The sequence below is a fragment of the Pseudomonas sp. P1_A1 genome (assembly GCF_056406935.1).
Genome location: NZ_JBFTZE010000019.1, coordinates 84621 through 103782 on the forward strand (window position 1 = coordinate 84621; position 19162 = coordinate 103782).

Here is a 19162-nt window from a genome sequence, read left to right on the forward strand (position 1 = left end):
ATCCTAGCACCCTCTCGCCCGCCGACGCTAAGACCAAGCGGGCAGCCCAACAGGTTTAAAAACGAATGAATGCTCTAGCCCGCCGCGCTGCAGGCCTGCTGCTCAGCACAGTTTGTCTGCCCCTCTCGGCCCTGGCTGCCGATCCACAACCGACCCACGAATTCACCCTCGACAACGGCCTGAAGGTTGTCGTGCGCGAAGATCATCGTGCGCCGGTCGTCGTTTCTCAAATCTGGTACAAGGTCGGCTCCAGCTACGAGACCCCGGGCCAGACCGGGTTGTCCCACGCGCTGGAACACATGATGTTCAAGGGCAGCGAGAAAGTCGGCCCCGGCGAAGCCTCGCTGATCCTGCGTGACCTCGGTGCCGAAGAGAACGCCTTCACCAGCGACGACTTCACCGCGTATTACCAGGTGCTGGCCCGCGACCGCCTGGGCGTGGCCTTCGAACTGGAAGCCGACCGCATGGCCAACCTGCGCCTGCCGGCCGACGAGTTCACCCGCGAAATCGAGGTGATCAAAGAAGAACGTCGCCTGCGCACCGACGACAAGCCGATGTCCAAGGCCTACGAACGCTTCATGGCCATGGCCTACCCCGCCAGCGGTTACCACACGCCGACCATCGGCTGGATGGCCGACCTCGACCGCATGAAAGTCGAAGAACTGCGCCATTGGTACCAGTCCTGGTATGTGCCGAACAACGCCACTCTGGTGGTGGTCGGCGATGTGACCCCGGACGAAGTCAAATCCCTGGCCCAGCGTTACTTCGGCCCGATCGCCAAGCGCGACGTGCCACCGGCGAAAATCCCGCTGGAGCTGCCTGAGCCCGGCGAACGCAAGATCACCCTGCATGTGCAGACCCAATTGCCGAGCCTGATGCTGGCCTTCAACGTGCCGAGCATTGCCACCGCCGCAGACAAACAATCAGTGAGCGCCCTGCGCCTGATTTCCGCCCTGCTCGACGGTGGCTATAGCGGCCGCATTCCGACGCAACTGGAGCGCGGCGAAGAGCTGGTGTCCGGCGGGTCGTCGAGCTACGACGCCTATACCCGTGGCGACAGCCTGTTCACCCTGTCGGCTTCGCCGAACACCCAGAAAAATAAAACCATGGCTCAGGCCGAAGCCGGCCTGTGGAAACTGCTCGAACAACTGAAAACCACAGCGCCGTCCACTGAAGAACTGGAGCGGGTACGAGCGCAGGTCATTGCCGGCCTGGTCTTTGAGCGCGACTCGATCACCAGCCAGGCCACCGCCATCGGCCAACTGGAAACCGTCGGCCTGTCCTGGAAACTGATGGACACCGAACTTGCCGACCTGGAAAGCGTGACTCCGCAAGACATTCAGAAGGCCGCCAAGCTGTATTTCACCCGCGAACGTCTCAGCGTCGCCCATGTACTGCCACAGGAGACGACTCATGAGTGAGCGTAAAAAGTCGCGTCTGGCCCTGATCGGCCTGATCGCTGTTGCACTGATCGGGTCTGCCGCCTTCTATCTGTCAAAACCCGACGAGTCCAACGCCAGCGAAGCCCTCGACAAGGCCAAGTCCACCCAGAAACTGCAATCGCTGGCAGAACTCGACGGCAAGGCCCCAAGCCATCGCTCGCTGAACGTGCAGACCTGGAACACCGCCGAAGGCGCCAAGGTGCTGTTCGTCGAAGCCCGTGAACTGCCGATGTTCGACATGCGCCTGATCTTCGCCGCCGGCAGCAGCCAGGACGGCGATGCACCCGGCCTGGCACTGCTGACCAACGCCATGCTCAACGAAGGTGTGGCCGGCAAAGATGTCGGCGCCATCGCTCAGGGCTTCGAAGGATTGGGCGCCGACTTCAGCAACGGCGCGTACAAAGACATGGCGCTTGCCTCCCTGCGCAGCCTCAGTGCCGTAGACAAACGCGAGCCTGCCTTGAAGCTGTTCGCTGAAGTCGTCGGCAAGCCGACCTTCCCCGCCGACTCGTTTGCGCGTATCAAGAACCAGATGCTCGCCGGCTTCGAATACCAGAAACAGAACCCCGGCAAACTCGCCAGCCTGGAGCTGATGAACCGCTTGTATGGCGATCACCCGTATGCACACTCCAGCGACGGCACAGCCAAGAGCATTCCACCGATCACCCTGGCGCAGTTGCGAGCCTTCCATCAGAAAGCCTACGCCGCCGGCAACGTGGTGATTGCGCTGGTGGGCGACCTGTCGCGCGCCGAGGCAGAGGCAGTTGCCGCACAAGTGTCCGCCGACCTGCCCAAAGGCCCGGCCCTGGCGAAAATCGAACAACCGACCGACCCCAAGCCCAGCATCGGCCATATCGAGTTTCCGTCCAAACAGACCAACCTGATGATCGCGCAACTGGGTATCGACCGTGACGATCCGGATTACGCAGCGCTGTCCATGGGCAACCAGATTCTTGGCGGCGGCGGTTTCGGCACCCGACTGATGAGCGAAGTGCGCGAGAAGCGTGGCCTGGCTTACGGCGTGTATTCGGGTTTCAGCCCGATGCAGGCTCGCGGCCCGTTCATGATCAACCTGCAAACCCGCGCCGAAATGAGCGAAGGCACCCTGAAACTGGTGCAGGATGTGCTCGCCGACTACCTCAAGACCGGCCCCACAGAGAAAGAACTCGACGACGCCAAGCGCGAACTGGCCGGCAGCTTCCCGCTGTCCACCGCCAGCAACGCCGATATCGTCGGCCAGATCGGTGCCATGGGTTTCTACAACTTGCCGCTGAGCTACCTGGAAGACTTCATGCAACAGTCCCAGAGCCTGACCGTCGAGCAAGTCAAAGCCGCACTGAACAAACACCTGAGTACGGACAAGCTGGTCATCGTCAGCGCTGGCCCGACCGTGCCACAAAAGCCGTTGCCGGCCCCAACTGACAAACCCGCCGAGCAACCGCTCGGGGTCCCGGAGCATTAATGGCCACTCGCCCAAAAAAACCTGTCCATAACGTGCATAACGGTGTGAACCAACTGCGCATCATCGGTGGCGAATGGCGCAGCCGTAAGCTGAGCTTCCCGGATGCTCCAGGCCTGCGCCCGACCCCAGACCGGGTACGTGAAACCTTGTTCAACTGGCTGGCGCCTTACGTCGCCGGGGCCAAGGTGCTCGATCCGTTTGCCGGCAGCGGCGCGCTGTTCCTGGAAGCCTTGTCCCGTGGCGCGGCCATGGGTCAGGCGCTGGACGCCAGCAACATCGCGGTGTCCAGCCTGAAAGAACATCTGGGCACCCTGCGCTGCACCAACGGCCAGGTACAGACTGCCGACGCMTTGCGTTATCTGGAAACCCAACCGGCCACGGCGTTCGACCTGGTATTCCTCGACCCGCCGTTCAATCAGAATCTGTTGCCTGTGGTTTGCACTCTGCTCGAAGAACGTCATTGGCTGGCCGACGATGCGTGGGTCTACACTGAAAGCGAAAGCGCACCGTCGATATTGGGTTTGCCAGAAAATTGGCGCCTGCATCGGGAGCAAAAATCGGGACGGGTGTACTACGCGTTGTGGCAACGTATGGCAGGGATCGCCGGCTAGTCCGGCCTGAGAAAACGGTGCGAAGCTCAGTCAGCTAACGCTGCGGGTACGCGCCGCAGCATCGAGAGCAATCGTGTCCCATCTGCCAGAACAATTCACCCCCGCCTTCACGCCCGCCTACGGCCTGGGTAATCCACACTTACAAACCCTGTGGGGTCCGCTATGGCGCAAAACCACGCATATCGAGCGTGAGCGCGAGCGATTGTGGCTTGAAGATGGCGATTTCCTTGACCTGGACTGGCACGGCCCCCACAGCGCGAATGCACCGTTGGTGCTGGTATTGCACGGCCTGACCGGCTCGTCGAATTCGCCTTATGTGGCCGGCATGCAGAAAGCGCTGGGTGCCCAGGGTTGGGCCAGCGTCGCGCTGAACTGGCGAGGTTGCTCCGGCGAGCCCAATCTGTTGCCGCGCAGTTACCATTCCGGGGCCAGTGAAGATTTGGCGGAAACCATCAGGCACCTGCGCACCCAACGCCCCCTCGCGCCGCTGTATGCGGTCGGTTATTCCATGGGCGGCAACGTGTTGCTCAAGCATCTGGGTGAAACCGGCAGCAACAGCGGTGTACTCGGTGCAGTGGCAGTGTCGGTGCCGTTTCGCCTCGATCACTGTGCCGATCGTATCAGCCAGGGTTTTTCCCAGTTCTACCAAGCGCATTTCATGCGAGAGATGGTCGCCTACATCAAGAACAAGCAACGCAGATTCCAGCATGAGGGACATGAGGATGGCCTGGCGGCATTGGAGGCGCTGGGCTCTTTGGAGAACTTGCGCACCTTCTGGGATTTCGACGGCCGGGTCACCGCACCGCTCAATGGTTTCGCCGATGCCGCGGATTACTATCGTCGCGCTTCGAGTCGTTATTTCCTTGGAGAGATTCGCACGCCGACCCTGATTATCCAGGCGGCTGACGATCCGTTTGTGTTTCCGCATAGCCTGCCGCAAGCCGACGAATTGTCCGCCAGCACTCAATTCGAGCTGCAGGCCAAGGGCGGGCATGTCGGTTTCGTCGAGGGTTCGTTCAGACAACCGGGTTACTACCTGGAACGGCGCATTCCCCAATGGCTGGCCGCCACGGGGCGCAAGTAAAACGTGGAGGTCAATCAGGGCGAGTCGATCCACTTCTGGCAAACGGCGCCGCTGGCCGGGGTCGAGTTGTTGTCCGCGCGTTACATCGAACACCGTTTCGCCCCTCATGTGCATGATGGCTATGTGATCGGCATGATCATGGCCGGCGCCCAGCGTTATCGCTATCGCGGTGCCGAGCATTTGGCGGGCAGCGGTACGCTGGTGCTGATCAACCCGGACGAACTGCACACTGGCCACAAAGGTACGGAAGACGGTTGGTTGTATCGGGCGTTTTATCCCGACAGCGGGCAAATTCTCTCGCTGCTGGAGGAGCTTGAGCTGCCGAGCAACACCCTGCCTGCGTTTGGCGCCACGCTGTACCGCGACCCGGATCTGGTGAGGGGCTTCTGCCAACTGCATCGACTGCTGGAAAGTCCGTCCACGGCCCTGCAGCAGCAAACGGTCTGGCGGGAAATGATGCTGTCGCTGTTGCAACGCCACGCAGCCGTCCCGATCGCCGGCAAACCCGGCAAGGAACACCGCGCGGTGACCTTGGCCAAAGAACGGCTGCAATCGCAATTGGCGGCGCCGCCCTCGCTGGAAGAACTGGCGGCGACGGTGAGCCTGTCCCCCTTCCACTTCGCCCGGGTGTTCCGCCGCGCCACCGGCATGCCGCCCCACGCCTGGTTGATGCAGCAGCGCATTGCTCGGGCACGGGCGTTGTTACAGGACGGCTGCCTGCCGCTGGAAGTCGCGACGCAACTGGGTTTTGCCGACCAGAGCCATCTGAGTCGGCAATTCAAGCAGGTTTATGGCGTTGGACCGGGAGCGTATCGCAGTGCGCGGCAGTTACCCGGTTGATGACACCAAAGATCCAAATGTGAGAGCCAGCCAGCCCCCACATTGGCTCTGCGCTTACTCGCCGGTGGCGACGCCTCGCGCGGGGTCGTTGATCCACTCGCTCCACGAACCGGCATACAACGCCCCCAACGGATAACCCGCCAGGCACAGGGCGAACAGGTTGTGGCAGGCCGTCACGCCGGAACCGCAATACGCGACCAGCTCCGTCGGCGAACGATCTCCGAGCTTCGCGGCAAACCGCTGCTTGAGCTGATCGGCGGGCAGAAAACGCCCGTCGCTGCCCAGGTTTTCGGTGAACGCGGCGCATTGTGCGCCGGGGATGTGCCCGGCAATCGGATCGATTGGCTCCACTTCGCCCTTGAAGCGCGGCATGGCGCGGGCGTCGAGCAAGGTCAACGCGGGCTGGCCGAGACGTTGCTGGAGCTGTTTGGCGCTGAGCACCAGCGAAGCATCCGGCGTCCCGGTGAACGTGCCGCGAGTGATCGACGGCGGATCAAGACTCAGGGGTAATCCGGCGGCGTGCCAGGCTTTCAGCCCGCCATCGAGAATGAACACACCGTCGCGCTTGCCCAGCCAGGCCAGCAACCACCAGGCCCGCGCCGCGTAGGCGCCAGGACCGTCATCGTACAAAACCACTTCGCTGTCGGCATTGATGCCCCAGGCTTGCAGGCGCTCGATCAGCTTTTCGGGTTCAGGCAACGGATGACGCCCGGTAACCCCCTTGACCACCGCCCCGCTCAGATCACGCTCAAGATCGGCAAAATTCGACCCGGCAATATGCCCTTCGGCATAACTGCGCTGACCGTAATCCGGGTCTTCGAGGGCAAAACGACAATCCAGAATCACCAGCCCCGGGGTCTCCTTTTTCAGGTCCAACGCTTGCGGGCTGATCAGTTGCGCAATGGGCATAACAGGGCTCCTGTGATGTTGTCGGTCTTGAATCCTAATGCACTTCTTCCAGCGCCTGGGCCAGTGGCACGTAAAATTCGTCGAACAGCGCATTTACCGCGTCGCGCGATTGATCGGTGACGAACCCGGCCTCAAGCACCAACACCTGATACACGCCGCGCTTAATAGCCTGTTCGCTCAAGTGGTTGGAGTTTTCCCGCGTGGTACACAGAAACCGTACCCACGACGTGAGGATGATCCAGGCGTTCAGCGTCAGGGACTCGATCTGAACCTTATCCATGTTCAGGATGCCAGCGGCGACGAACCCTTCGTAAATGGCGGTGCCCTGGATCAGACAGCGCTGGGAAAAGCGCCGGTAACGGGCGGCCAGCTCGGGATCGCTATCGAGCAAGTGCTCGAGGTCGCGATGCAAAAACCGGTAGCGCCACATGGCGGCGAGCAATTCCTTGAGGTAGAAGCGCTTGTCTTCGACCGTCGCGGCGCGGCCCTGGGGTGGGCGCAGGAAGCTGTCCACCAGGCTTTCGTACTCACTGAACAGTACAGCGATGATCGCCTGCTTGTTGGGGAAGTGGTAGTACAGGTTGCCCGGAGAAATCTCCATGTGGGCAGCAATGTGGTTGGTGCTGATGCTGCGCTCGCCCTGCTGATTGAACAGCTCCAGGCTGTTCTGCACGATGCGCTCGCTGGTTTTGATCCGAGGGGCCATGGCTTGAGCTTTAATTCAGAGTGCGGTGACGGGCATCTTACGACCTATCCGTGGGTGGATAAAACAAAGCTGCGTCAGGATGTCATTTGACTTTTTAGAGCATGGACTCTAAAAATCCCCTCATTACAATAAATCCGGAGCCGACCATGCCTGCTGACATCGCCTACCTGAAGAACTTGCAGCAGCCTCTGGACGAGCTCCAAACCCTGTTCGATGCTCAACGCGCCGCGTATGCAGGCAACCCGATGCCACCCGCGGCTCAGCGCCAGCAATGGCTAAAGGTATTGCGGGACCTGTTGAGCAATGAGCGCCAGGCCTTGATCGACGCCATCAGCCAGGATTTCAGCCATCGCAGCGCCGACGAAACCCTGCTCGCCGAATTGATGCCCAGCCTGCACGGTATTCACTACGCCAGCCAGCATCTCAAAGGCTGGATGAAAACCTCACGGCGTAAAGTCGGCATCGCCTTTCAACCGGCGTCGGCCAAAGTCGTTTATCAGCCGCTGGGCGTGGTTGGGGTGATCGTGCCGTGGAACTATCCGCTATATCTGGCCATCGGGCCGTTGGTGGGGGCTTTGTCGGCGGGCAACCGGGTGATGCTCAAACTCAGCGAATCGACCCCCGCCACCGGTTTGCTGCTCAAGGAATTGCTGGGGCGGGTATTCCCTCAAGATCTGGTCTGCGTGGTGCTCGGCGAGGCCGATATCGGTGTGGCGTTCTCCCGGCTGCGCTTCGATCATCTGCTGTTCACTGGCGCCACCAGCATCGGCAAACACGTGATGCGCGCCGCCGCCGAGAACCTGACCCCGGTGACCCTCGAACTGGGCGGCAAGTCCCCGGCCATCGTTTCCCGCGACGTGCCGCTCAAGGACGCCGCCGAACGCATCGCTTTCGGCAAGACCCTCAACGCCGGGCAAACCTGTGTCGCCCCGGACTACGTGCTGGTGCCGGAAGACCGCGTCGGCTCTTTCGTCGAAGCCTATCGCCAGGCAGTTCGCGGGTTTTATCCGACCCTGGCCGACAATCCGGACTACACCGCCATCATCAATGACCGACAACTGGCGCGGCTCAACGGCTACCTCAGCGACGCTACCAGCAAGGGCGCGCTGCTGATTCCGCTGTTCGATCAGGGCCAGGGCCGGCGCATGGGTCATAGCCTGCTGCTCAACGTCAGCGACGACATGACGGTGATGCAGGACGAAATCTTCGGCCCGCTGCTGCCGATCGTGCCGTACAAGGACCTCGATGAAGCGTTTGCCTACATCAACCAACGGCCTCGTCCGCTGGCGCTGTATTACTTCGGCTACGACAAGCGCGAGCAAAGCCGCGTTCTCCACGAAACCCATTCCGGTGGCGTTTGCCTCAACGACACCTTGCTGCACGTCGCCCAGGACGACATGCCGTTCGGCGGCATCGGCGCCTCGGGCATGGGCCACTACCACGGCCATGAGGGCTTCCTGACCTTCAGCAAGGCCAAGGGAGTGCTGATCAAACAGCGTTTCAATGCGGCAAAGCTGATCTATCCGCCGTACGGCAAATCCATTCAGAAACTGATCCAGAAGCTGTTTATTCGCTAACGATCAACACCGCCGGGTAATAACAATAATGAGCCCAAGCCTGTCCGACACACCCGCGCTGTCACGGCGCGGCCTGCTTAAATTCAGCCTGGGCGCCAGCGCTTTTCTGGCCACGGCAGGATTAGGCGCGAGCCTCAGCGGCTGCTCGTCGAGCACGGCGGCCAGCGGTTTCGCGACTCTGCGCAGCGGTGACCTGTTGTTTCTGCGGGCACTGATCCCGGTAATGCTCGACGGTGCCGTGATCGTCGAGAAAATGCCGGCCGCCGTCGAAGGCACCCTCAAGAGCCTGGATTACAGCCTCGATCACCTGTCTGCGGAAATGCTCAAGCTGACCCGGCAATTGTTCGATGTGCTGGGGATGAGCATCACCCGCGGCCCACTGACCGGGATCTGGGGCAGCTGGGAAAACGCCAGCGGCGAAGATATCCGACACTTTCTCGATCGCTGGGAAAACAGCTCGCTGAGCTTGCTGCGCATGGGCCATGGCTCGTTGCTGCAAATGGTGATGATGGCGTGGTACAGCCGGGCGGAGTCTTGGGTGCATTGTGGGTATCCGGGGCCGCCTACGGTTTAAAACCTCTCGAGCAAGCCCGCGAAGACGCCAGCCGCCTCACCATCGCACCCAAAAACATAACAACAAGAGAGCCTGACAATGCCCGTACCCGATCCATTCCGTGAAGGCCTGGCCCGTGGCTGGAAAACCTACAACGGCGCCCAGCTGAGCCAGGACCTGACCCTCGAAGCGGATGTGGCGATCATCGGCAGCGGTGCCGGCGGCGGGACCACCGCCGAAATCCTCAGCGCCGCAGGCTACAAGGTATTGCTCATAGAAGAAGGCCCACTCAAGACCAGCAGCGACTTCAAGATGCTCGAAGATCAGGCCTACACCAGCCTCTATCAGGAAGGCATCGGACGCATGAGCAAGGACGGTGCGATCACCATCCTCCAGGGCCGGGCGGTGGGCGGTACCACGCTGATCAACTGGACCTCGAGCTTTCGCACCCCGGATCCGACGCTCGAACACTGGGCCAAAGAACATGACGTCGTAGGCCACACACCGGCCGAAATGGCGCCCTGGTTCGAGAAAATGGAACAACGCCTGGGCATCGCCCCGTGGCGGGTGCCGCCCAACGCCAACAACGACGTCATCCGCAAGGGCTGCGAAAAACTCGGCTACGCCTGGCATGTGATCCCGCGCAACGTGCGCGGTTGCTGGAACATCGGCTACTGCGGCATGGGTTGCCCGACCAACGCCAAGCAATCGATGCTGGTCACGACCATCCCGGCGACCCTGGAAAAAGGTGGCGAGCTGCTCTATCTGGCCCGCGCTGAAAAGCTGTCGATCAAGGACGGCAGGGTCACAGGCCTGCACTGCGTGGCGATGGATGAGCGTTGCGTCGCCCCTACCGGTCGCACGATCACGGTCAAGGCACGGCATTACGTGCTGGCCGGCGGCGGGATCAACAGCCCGGCGCTGCTGTTGCGTTCAGAGGCGCCGGATCCGCATGAGCGACTGGGAAAACGGACGTTCCTGCATTTGGTCAACATGTCCGCCGGGCTGTTCGACGAGGTGATCAACCCGTTCTACGGCGCGCCGCAGTCGATTTATTCCGACCATTTCCAGTGGCAGGACGGCACCACCGGCAAGATGTCCTACAAATTGGAGGTCCCACCGCTGCACCCGGCGCTGGCCACCACCCTGCTCGGTGGCTTCGGCATGGAAAACGCCCGGCACATGGAGAATCTGCCACATACCCACGCGATGCTGGCGTTGCTGCGAGACGGTTTTCACCCGGACAGCCCCGGCGGCAGTGTCGAATTGCGCAGTGATGGCACGCCGGTGCTCGACTATCAGGTTTCACCGTATGCCTGGGACGGGTTGCGCCGGGCGTTCCATAGCATGGCCGAGATCCAGTTCGCCGGTGGCGCCAACGCTGTGATGCCGATGCATGCCGACGCCCGTTACGTGAAAACCCTCACCGAAGCGCGTGCATTGATCGACGGATTGAGCCTTGAGTTGTATCGCACGCGCCTGGGCAGTGCTCATGTAATGGGCGGTTGTGCCATGGGTGAAGATCCGAAAAACGCCGTGACCGACAGCCTCGGCCGACATCACCAACTGCACAATCTATCGATCCACGACGGCTCGCTATTCCCCACCAGCATTGGGGCAAACCCACAATTGTCGGTCTACGGACTGACAGCGCAACTGGCGAATTCACTGGCCGAGCGTTTGAAAAACCCATGAAAACGCGGAATATTCCCATCGTCTATAGTGCTTTCTTACCCAACAGGCGACTTGGCCGACCGGGAAGGCTGCGATACCATCCGACTCCCCAACGGACTCCCGCCAGGACGACGCGATGAACCGAGTGTTGTACCCAGGTACCTTCGACCCTATTACCAAGGGCCATGGCGATCTGGTCGAACGCGCCTCGCGCCTGTTCGATCACGTGATCATCGCCGTCGCCGCCAGCCCGAAGAAAAACCCGCTGTTTCCCTTGGAACAACGTGTGGAGCTGGCCCGCGAGGTCACCAAACATTTGCCGAACGTTGAAGTCGTCGGCTTCTCGACGCTGCTCGCGCATTTCGCCAAAGAGCAGAACGCCAATGTGTTCCTGCGTGGTTTGCGCGCGGTGTCGGACTTCGAATACGAATTCCAGCTGGCCAACATGAACCGCCAACTGGCACCGGATGTGGAAAGCCTGTTTCTTACCCCGTCCGAGCGTTATTCGTTCATTTCCTCGACACTGGTCCGTGAAATCGCGGCCCTGGGCGGCGATATCACCAAGTTCGTCCACCCGGTGGTGGCCGACGCCCTCACCGAACGCTTCAAAAAGTAGGCGCTGCCGAAGGTTGCGATCTGCTGCACTTGATCGCGCCCGCGTGCACTGCGGGCGCCAATGCGGCACAATTGTACGCATTGGTTTATTGCGCCAGGGCCTGCCGCCCCGGCTGGAGTTAGCATGTCCCTGATCATCACCGACGATTGCATCAACTGCGACGTCTGCGAACCCGAGTGCCCGAACGCCGCCATTTCCCAGGGCGAAGAGATCTACGTGATCGACCCGAACCTGTGCACGCAATGTGTCGGCCACTACGACGAACCGCAGTGCCAGCAGGTCTGCCCGGTGGATTGCATTCCGCTGGACGAGGCCCATCCGGAAACTGAAGAACAGTTGATGGAGAAATACCGGAAGATTACCGGTAAGGCTTGAAAGCCTGAAAAGATCGCAGCCTTCGGCAGCTCCTACGCTGGAATGCGTACACCAGTAGGAGCTGCCGAAGGCTGCGATCTTTTGATTTGCTTCACTCCCGCTGCTCAAACCCTTCCCCGACACACCCCAGACACCGCACAAACGCCGCTTTCGCCGGGTCGACCACCAGCGCCTGCCCTGCATCGCCAATGCCGCCGCCCAGCGCGGTAAATGGCAGCGACACCACAAACGCCCCGGCACCGATCACTGTCGCCACCACCAGCAACGGTCGGGCAATCAGCAGATCGCCAAGCATGGCGTAGGCCGGTGGATTCTGGATGGTGTAACGCGGGTCGCCGCTGCCGTTCTCAGTAGCCAGCGCGGGCGCAGCGATGCTCAGCAGCAGCGTGACGACAAAGGTTCGAAACAGATTCATGGCACGGTCCTTCGGCTAGGCAGTGAGAACACTGACTATAGACCGTAGCCGATATCAGCTTTGACAGCGCGGACAAAAGACGCTGGCGCGCTGCCCGAGTTTGACTTCCCGCAGCCCCGTGCCACAGACCTTGCAGTGTTCACCACCACGGCCGTACACGAACAGCTCCTGCTGGAAGTACCCCGGCTGGCCGTCGCCGCCGATAAAGTCCCGCAACGTGGTACCGCCCCGTTCGATGGCGAGCGCCAGGATGCGCTTGATCTCGATCGCCAGCTTCAAATAACGCCCCCGGGAAATGCTCTTGGCCTCGCGGCGCGGGTCGATGCCGGCAGCAAACAGCGCTTCGGTCGCGTAGATATTGCCGACGCCAACCACCACCGCGTTATCCATGATGAACGGCTTGACCGCCATGGATCGCCCGCGGGACAGCTGGAACAGACGCTCGCCATCGAACAGATCGGTCAACGGCTCCGGCCCCAGGCGAACCAGCAGTTCGTGATTCAGCGGGTCGAGACTCCAGAGCATCGCCCCGAACCGACGCGGGTCGGTGTAACGCAGGGCCAGGCCCGATTCCAGCTCGATGTCCACATGCTCATGCTTGGCCGCCGGCAAGCCGGCTTCCACCAGCCGCAGATTCCCCGACATGCCCAAATGGCTGATCAACGTGCCGACTTCGGCATTGATCAGTAAATACTTGGCCCGCCGTTCCACCAGCACGATGCGCTGGCCCGACAGCCGCACATCCAGGTCTTCGGGGATCGGCCAGCGCAGACGGCGCTCACGCACGATCACCCGGCTGACGCGCTGGCCTTCCAGGTGCGGTGCAATTCCGCGGCGGGTGGTTTCGACTTCCGGCAGTTCTGGCATGGGGCTCTCGAATCAGGCGAGTTCGACACTCAACGCGTGGCGAGGTCGCGAATCTCTTGTTTCTGGGTTTCGAAATCGTATTCCGATAGACCGATGTAATCGAGCACAAGGTGCCCGACGTTGTTCCATTCGTGGTCTTCGGACTGGTTGCCCAGCACCCGATAGGAGGCGCAAATGTGCTCGGCCATCTTCAGGATTGCCAGCAGGTTTTTCAGTGGCGTATTGCGGCACGACTCATCGCTGAAAATGGCCAGGGCATTGTGATGGTTGGCAATGGCCTGGGTGACGTGTTCCGGCAGACGCCAGGACTTGGCGGTGTAATACCCGACCACCGCGTGGTTGGTGTTGTATTGCCTGTTCTCGGTATCCACCACGCGGCATTCGGCGCTGGCGTTGGCATAGGCCTGTTCCAGCACTTTCATGTAATCGGGGAATTTCTTGAGCATCAGCGGGATGCCGCAATCGTGGAACAGGCCCAGCGCATAAGCTTCATCACCGGCCTGGACGCCGACGCGCTTGGCCAGGCTCAGGCAGGTCATCGCCACGTCCTGCGCCGTGTCCCAGAAACGGTTGAGGGTGACGATTGCATCGTCGTTCAGCGCGCCCTTGATCGACTGCGCGTTAATCAGGTTGATGATCGAACGACTGCCCAACAGGTTTACTGCACGCTGGATCGCGGTGATCTTGTTACTCAAGCCGTAGTACGGCGAATTGACGATTTTCAGCAAGGCGCCGGAAAGGCCAGGGTCCTGGGAGATCAGCTTGGCGATCACCTCCAGGTCCGGGTCGGGCATATATTGCTCCATCTGCAGATCCACCATGATCTGCGGCTGGGCCGGCACACTGATGCCTTGCAGGGACTGTTGAATCTGTTCAGAAGACAGCTCTTGGGACATAAGTACGCACTCCGGGTCAGGCGGGGATTCTACCCCTTAAAAAGATCGATCCGACAGCCAGTCAAACTCAATCCATATGTGTGCGGGCCCGCGATGGCGTCATGCGCGTTTCATCGTCCGTCAAACCCGCCACTCCCTCAACACGCTATACTCCCGCTCTTTTTTCCGGAGCGACGTCATGTCCCTGCCTAGCCTGCGCCTCAAAGCCAACGCCGACCGACGCCTGCGCAACGGTCACTTGTGGGTCTACAGCAACGAAATCGATGTAGCCGCCACCCCATTGCACGGCTTCAAGGCCGGCGACCAGGCGATCCTCGAAGCCGCCGGCGGCAAGCCGCTGGGCATCGTTGCCATGAGCCCGAACAATCTGATCTGCGCCCGCCTGCTGTCGCGCGACATCAAGTTGCCGCTGGACAAGTCGCTGCTGGTGCATCGCCTGAACGTCGCCCTGTCGCTGCGCGATCGCCTGTTCGACAAGCCGTTCTATCGTCTGGTCTACGGCGACTCCGACCTGCTGCCAGGCCTGGTGGTCGACCGTTTCGGCGACATCCTGGTGGTCCAGATCGCTTCGGCGACCATGGAAGCTCACAAAGATGACGTGATCGCGGCCCTGACCCAAGTGCTCAAGCCAAGCGGCATCCTGTTCAAGAACGACTCCGCCGCCCGTGACGCCGAAGGCCTCAACCGTTACGTCGAAACCGTGTTCGGCCTGGTGCCGGAGTGGGTGGCGCTGGAAGAGAACGGCGTGAAGTTCGAAGCGCCGGTCATCCAGGGCCAGAAAACCGGCTGGTTCTATGACCACCGCATGAACCGCGCGCGTCTGGCACCTTATGCCAAAGGCAAACGCGTGCTGGACTTGTACAGCTACATCGGCGGCTGGGGCGTGCAAGCGGCCGCCTTCGGCGCCAGTGAAGTGTTCTGCGTCGATGCGTCGGCCTTCGCCCTCGACGGCGTCGAGCGCAACGCCGCACTGAACGGTTTCGCCGAAAAAATGACCTGCATTGAAGGCGACGTGTTCGAAGCCCTCAAAGAGCTGAAAGCCAGCGAAGAGCGTTTCGACGTCATCGTGGCCGACCCTCCTGCATTCATCAAACGCAAGAAAGACATGAAAAACGGTGAAGGTGCCTACCGTCGCCTGAACGAACAAGCCATGCGCCTGCTCAGCAAGGACGGCATCCTGGTCAGCGCATCGTGCTCGATGCACCTGCCGGAAGACGATCTGCAGAACATCCTGCTGACCAGCGCCCGTCACCTGGACCGCAACATCCAGATGCTGGAGCGCGGCGGACAAGGCCCGGATCACCCGGTTCACCCAGCCATTGCCGAAACCCGCTACATCAAGAGCATTACCTGCCGTCTGCTGCCAAACAGCTGAGTACGCCGGTTTGACGGGGAGCCGACAGGCTCTCCGTCAGCCATTCTGACGCCGCGACATCTCCTCTCCCACCCCATCGTCTTACTCTTGCAGTCCTACAAACTTGCAGGACGTTTCTCTGCACATTTGATTTGAAAGAATACAACTTACAAACTTTCTCCAACCCCAAGACTGCTCCGACAAAATTACTGGAATATTCCTACTTGATCTCCCCTTGATAAGAGCCCATTAAAGCCTATGATTGAGTTGTCACCTCGAAGTGACACTTACTATCAAATGACAAGGAGTCAACAACATGAAAGCAATTACTCTGGAAGCTAACAAAATCGCCAACCTGGCTTTTCTGGTTGCACCAAAAGCCCGCTAAGTAAATGAGACGCTGGGGAGTGCCGGCTACCCAGCGTGTTCTATGGCACCCGTCCAGAGCGAACCGCCCACCATGCAGATAAACCCATATCTATTCATACTTCCTCGCACGCCCGGCCAAATAGTCTGGGATTACAAAAATCACAAACAATTTGAACTAAGCCTTGAATACTCAAGCAGACTTACGCAACTTATCAACAACCCCGAACTTTATAACGACAGCAACATAGTTGACACTCAACTCCTGAACGCAGGAATACTGACAACATCAATACAAGGTACTGTTGAATGGGGCTGGGATGAACTGTCGAAGATATTCCATATCGGTACCAAAAACATCCCCTGCGAACATGTCCCTCAGGATATTCATGAATGGTCTAGACACTACCTGGACCACTGCACCGAAGTGCTGGCCGCTCCTGCGCCGAGCAACCGACCCACAGAACGCCAGGCGCGGGAGCTGATTGGCCTGCCAAAGCCTTCCTGCCTGCCGGAAGGGTCTCTTGCCAACGTCCTGATCGGCCGAAAAACCTGCCGCACCTTCACCGATGCCGCCGTTTCACTGGAAGCTATCGGCACGCTGCTTTACCTGTCCCTGGGCTACTTGCATGAGCGCGAAAACGATGTCGACGAAACCCTTGTCGAAGGTCTCGATGCCCGGCGCAGCAGCCCATCCGGTGGCGGGCTGAATGCCTGCGAAGGATTTCTGCATGTACACAACGTCAGCGGCCTGAAGCCCGGGCTCTACGCCTACCATCCCGCCGACCACGCCCTGAGTTTCGTCAACCCGACACCTGACTCACCACTGGGGCAGTTGTTGTGCGGGCAGCACTTCATCAACAACCTGCCCGTGGGCCTGTTCATCACCAGTCGGTTCGACAAGCTGTGGTGGAAATATGAACACTCGCGAGCCTACCGAATGGCCTTCGTGGAAGCAGGGCATATTTCTCAAACATTCCAACTGGTGGCCACTGCACTGGGGTTGAACACCTGGCTGACGGGGGCGCTGGCCGATGATCAGGTCGAGGTGTTGCTGGGGATCGAGGACAGCGCAGAACAACCGTTGTTTTTTGTCGGCTGTGGCTACAGCGACGGACAAATGATGTGCAAGGAATTGAAAGATCTTCTGAGCAGTCGGGAGCCGCAACAATGACCACTCCCATCGTTGCCCCGCCGGACCACCCCGTGTCCTGGGCTCATCGTTACACCCTGGGCGACTGGAATACCCGCGCATCTGTGCGCACCAGCGAACACGATTATCTATTACCGCCAGACCTGGAACAGCAACTGGAAACGCGCCACTGGTTTCCTCCAGGCTTCCTGGCTTACCTGACTCACCCGGCTATCCAGGCGGCAGGTCAAACCGTCATCCATCGGTTGTCGGCCAATCATCTGGTGTACTTCCTCGACTACACCACCTTGCTTGAGCACCGCATCGTCAACCGCTCCGTGGAAACCATCATCCACGATGAACTGAACGTCCACATTCCCTCACGAATGAAGACCGCCGCGCTTCAGCTTTATACAGACGAGGGATACCACGCCCTGTTCTCCAATAGCCTTGCCGAACAGGTTGCCCTGTTCTACGGAATCAGTCGGCGTCCGGTCATGCCCCACCGCATCATGCGATTGAACACCCTGCTCGAACGCGCCCCTGAAAGACACAGGGCGCTGGCCTGGTTTCTCGTCGGGTTCGTGTCGGAGACGATCATTGCCAAGGAACTACTCGATGTCTGTCGTAACGACCTGGTTTCCAGCGTCCAGGCAATGCTCAGGGATCATCTGGCGGACGAGGCGCGCCATAGTCGCTATTTCTCTGAAGTGTTCCATTACCTGTGGCTGACGCTGAACAGCCCTCAACGCACGTTTGCCGCCAAAACGCTGCTGGACGTCATCCGGACGTTCTTCGAGGCCGATGAGCGATGGATGCACGAAAGCCTGCACAGCGCGGGTCTTGGCCAGACCACCATCACGGACATTCTCGGCGCCCTGAGTAGCCCGCAAGCCACTGATCTACGGGCGCGATCCGGGACTGGCGCGACGCTTCAAGCTTTGAAAAAGGCAGGCTTCTTCGACTCGCCTGACAACCAGCAACTGTTCATGAAGGCAGGGCTTATCGATGGCTGAAGGACAATCCGCAGTAACGGCCAGACAACGTCGAGGAGCGGCCAGCCTGTTGTTGGCAATGGTGCTGCTTGGCGTGTTCCCGCTGGATGTCCTGCTGCCCTCTTTCCCTGCGCTCGCTGAACATTTTCGCAGTACGCCCGCCGATATTACGCTGTCGATCAGTCTGTTTGCCGTCGGCATAGCGGCCTCTCAACTGCTGATCGGGCCGCTGTCGGATGTGATCGGGCGCAAAGGACTGTTGCTCGCTGGAATAACCATCTCGATGCTGGGTGCAGTGGGCTGCACGCTGACCACGGACTATGTTCACTTCCTGTTGTTCCGTGTGATTCAGGCACTCGGCTGCGGGTGTTTCGTGCTGTCACAAGCATTGATCCAGGACCTGTTCGAGGGCGAGGAGCGTGACCGGTTGCGGATCCTGATGGTGACTGCCACCGGCGTTTTCATCTCGGTCTCACCGTTGGCCGGCACGTTCCTGCAAGCCACGCTGGGCTGGCAGGGCAGCTTTGGGGTGTTTATCGCACTGGCTGGAATAGTGCTGCTCAAGGCCTGTTTTTTTCTCGAAAACACTCGACCTGCGGCAACCGGGGCGCTATCGAATATCTTCCAGCCCTACCGCCGGGTCTTGTGCGATGTCGACTTTCTGTCCTACTGGCTGATTTCCGCCTTTGCTTTCGCCTGCCATTTTTCCTTCATAGTGATTTCGCCGCTGATTTTCATGGATCAACTCCAGCTGTCGGCCTATGACTTCTCGCTGATTCTGCTGGTCTATGGCGGCGCCTACATTGTCGGCGGCACGGTTGCGACGCTGCTGGGTAAACGTATCAGTCCCGGTCATCAAGTCATCAGCGGGCTGAGCCTGATCCTGCTGTCCGGCGTGATCATGCTTTACCTCTCAAGCCACTTTACGCTGTCCCCGTTTACCGTCCTGGTACCGATGCTCATCTGTACTGCCGGCACTACCATCGCCCGACCGGCCGCCACGTCCAAAGCCATGAGCCTGTTCCCTGAAAATGCGGGAACTTCGGCGTCGGCCGGCAGCACGGTGATTTTCATCTGTGGCGGGTTGATCAGTGCGCTCATCAGCCTGAGCCCGGCCAACCTGCAATCCACGCTGGGATACAGCTTTATCATCCTGAGCAGCGTGGCGCTGGTGCTCAACAGTCGTATCCATAGCCGAGCCAAAAGCCCGGGAGCCAACCCAAGTGTCGAATAATCCTGCCGGTCGTCATCCCACACGCCCCGTCAGCACTGGATCAACGTTTTCCGG

General features: G+C 60.1%; 19 protein-coding genes. 14 read left to right on the forward strand and 5 right to left on the reverse strand.

From position 1 onward, the window contains the following. Window positions 1-65: 65 nt before the first annotated feature. The 5 genes from AC1D2Q_RS23885 (at window position 66) to AC1D2Q_RS23905 (ending at window position 5439) form a co-directional block, all read left to right on the forward strand. On the forward strand, window positions 66-1421 hold the full coding sequence (locus tag AC1D2Q_RS23885; RefSeq protein ID WP_477814758.1) for a M16 family metallopeptidase: 1356 nt from the start codon (window positions 66-68) through the stop codon (window positions 1419-1421). Continuing rightward, window positions 1414-2904, forward strand: a complete 1491-nt coding sequence (locus AC1D2Q_RS23890; RefSeq protein WP_477814759.1) for a M16 family metallopeptidase — start codon at window positions 1414-1416, stop codon at window positions 2902-2904. The genes AC1D2Q_RS23885 and AC1D2Q_RS23890 overlap by 8 nt, the downstream gene beginning before the upstream one ends. Continuing rightward, window positions 2904-3515, forward strand: a complete 612-nt coding sequence (gene rsmD, locus AC1D2Q_RS23895; RefSeq protein WP_018928689.1) for a 16S rRNA (guanine(966)-N(2))-methyltransferase RsmD — start codon at window positions 2904-2906, stop codon at window positions 3513-3515. Before AC1D2Q_RS23890 ends, rsmD begins: the two co-directional genes overlap by 1 nt. Before the next feature lie 73 nt (window positions 3516-3588). Then, window positions 3589-4599 (forward strand): hydrolase, encoded by a 1011-nt coding sequence (locus AC1D2Q_RS23900; RefSeq protein ID WP_477814760.1) that lies wholly within the window; start codon window positions 3589-3591, stop codon window positions 4597-4599. A gap of 3 nt (window positions 4600-4602) precedes the next feature. Continuing rightward, window positions 4603-5439, forward strand: coding sequence for an AraC family transcriptional regulator (locus AC1D2Q_RS23905; RefSeq protein WP_477814761.1), 837 nt, complete (start codon window positions 4603-4605; stop codon window positions 5437-5439). A 54-nt stretch (window positions 5440-5493) separates the two neighbouring features. Here the strand turns inward: AC1D2Q_RS23905 and AC1D2Q_RS23910 are convergent, their stop codons facing one another. Together AC1D2Q_RS23910 and AC1D2Q_RS23915 are read right to left on the reverse strand one after the other, a co-directional pair. Beyond that, complete coding sequence (locus tag AC1D2Q_RS23910; protein ID WP_477814762.1) at window positions 5494-6348, reverse strand: sulfurtransferase; 855 nt, start codon at window positions 6346-6348, stop codon at window positions 5494-5496. A gap of 34 nt (window positions 6349-6382) precedes the next feature. Further along, the gene (locus tag AC1D2Q_RS23915) at window positions 6383-7054 is read right to left on the reverse strand and encodes a TetR/AcrR family transcriptional regulator (protein ID WP_018928685.1); all 672 of its coding nucleotides are present in this window, start codon (window positions 7052-7054) and stop codon (window positions 6383-6385) included. Window positions 7055-7200: 146 nt separating this feature from the next. Here AC1D2Q_RS23915 and AC1D2Q_RS23920 point away from each other — a divergent pair, with 146 nt between their 5' ends. From AC1D2Q_RS23920 to AC1D2Q_RS23940, 5 genes are all read left to right on the forward strand, one after another. Next, window positions 7201-8631 carry a coniferyl aldehyde dehydrogenase gene (locus AC1D2Q_RS23920; RefSeq protein ID WP_477814763.1) on the forward strand — a complete coding sequence of 477 codons (1431 nt, stop codon included), beginning with the start codon at window positions 7201-7203 and terminating at the stop codon, window positions 8629-8631. Window positions 8632-8659: 28 nt separating this feature from the next. Beyond that, window positions 8660-9205, forward strand: coding sequence for a twin-arginine translocation pathway signal protein (locus tag AC1D2Q_RS23925; protein ID WP_477814764.1), 546 nt, complete (start codon window positions 8660-8662; stop codon window positions 9203-9205). Between the two features lie 78 nt (window positions 9206-9283). Continuing rightward, a complete protein-coding gene (locus tag AC1D2Q_RS23930) occupies window positions 9284-10879 on the forward strand; it encodes a GMC family oxidoreductase (protein ID WP_477814765.1) in 1596 nt (531 codons plus the stop codon). 115 nt (window positions 10880-10994) lie between these two features. Next, window positions 10995-11474: a pantetheine-phosphate adenylyltransferase gene (coaD, locus tag AC1D2Q_RS23935; protein WP_007939322.1), complete on the forward strand. Its 480-nt coding sequence runs from the start codon at window positions 10995-10997 to the stop codon at window positions 11472-11474. A 123-nt stretch (window positions 11475-11597) separates the two neighbouring features. After that, window positions 11598-11849 (forward strand): YfhL family 4Fe-4S dicluster ferredoxin, encoded by a 252-nt coding sequence (locus AC1D2Q_RS23940; protein WP_003195146.1) that lies wholly within the window; start codon window positions 11598-11600, stop codon window positions 11847-11849. 91 nt (window positions 11850-11940) lie between these two features. Here AC1D2Q_RS23940 and AC1D2Q_RS23945 read toward each other — a convergent pair whose 3' ends face one another. The 3 genes from AC1D2Q_RS23945 to AC1D2Q_RS23955 are packed head-to-tail and all read right to left on the reverse strand — an operon-like array spanning window position 11941 to window position 13973. Then, window positions 11941-12264 (reverse strand): multidrug transporter, encoded by a 324-nt coding sequence (locus AC1D2Q_RS23945; protein ID WP_477814766.1) that lies wholly within the window; start codon window positions 12262-12264, stop codon window positions 11941-11943. A 54-nt stretch (window positions 12265-12318) separates the two neighbouring features. Next, entirely contained in the window at window positions 12319-13131 is an 813-nt protein-coding gene (gene mutM / locus AC1D2Q_RS23950; RefSeq protein WP_018928680.1) for a bifunctional DNA-formamidopyrimidine glycosylase/DNA-(apurinic or apyrimidinic site) lyase, read from the reverse strand. A 29-nt stretch (window positions 13132-13160) separates the two neighbouring features. Then, window positions 13161-13973, reverse strand: coding sequence for an HDOD domain-containing protein (locus tag AC1D2Q_RS23955; protein ID WP_477814780.1), 813 nt, complete (start codon window positions 13971-13973; stop codon window positions 13161-13163). A 232-nt stretch (window positions 13974-14205) separates the two neighbouring features. Between AC1D2Q_RS23955 and AC1D2Q_RS23960 the strand changes: the two genes are divergently transcribed. From AC1D2Q_RS23960 to AC1D2Q_RS23975, 4 genes are all read left to right on the forward strand, one after another. After that, window positions 14206-15402 (forward strand): class I SAM-dependent rRNA methyltransferase, encoded by a 1197-nt coding sequence (locus AC1D2Q_RS23960; RefSeq protein ID WP_017341306.1) that lies wholly within the window; start codon window positions 14206-14208, stop codon window positions 15400-15402. A gap of 439 nt (window positions 15403-15841) precedes the next feature. Next, window positions 15842-16921: a SagB family peptide dehydrogenase gene (locus tag AC1D2Q_RS23965; RefSeq protein WP_477814767.1), complete on the forward strand. Its 1080-nt coding sequence runs from the start codon at window positions 15842-15844 to the stop codon at window positions 16919-16921. Then, a complete protein-coding gene (locus AC1D2Q_RS23970) occupies window positions 16918-17895 on the forward strand; it encodes a diiron oxygenase (protein ID WP_477814768.1) in 978 nt (325 codons plus the stop codon). The genes AC1D2Q_RS23965 and AC1D2Q_RS23970 overlap by 4 nt, the downstream gene beginning before the upstream one ends. Further along, window positions 17888-19108, forward strand: a complete 1221-nt coding sequence (locus tag AC1D2Q_RS23975; protein ID WP_477814769.1) for an MFS transporter — start codon at window positions 17888-17890, stop codon at window positions 19106-19108. The genes AC1D2Q_RS23970 and AC1D2Q_RS23975 overlap by 8 nt, the downstream gene beginning before the upstream one ends. The last annotated feature ends 54 nt before the right edge of the window (window positions 19109-19162 follow it).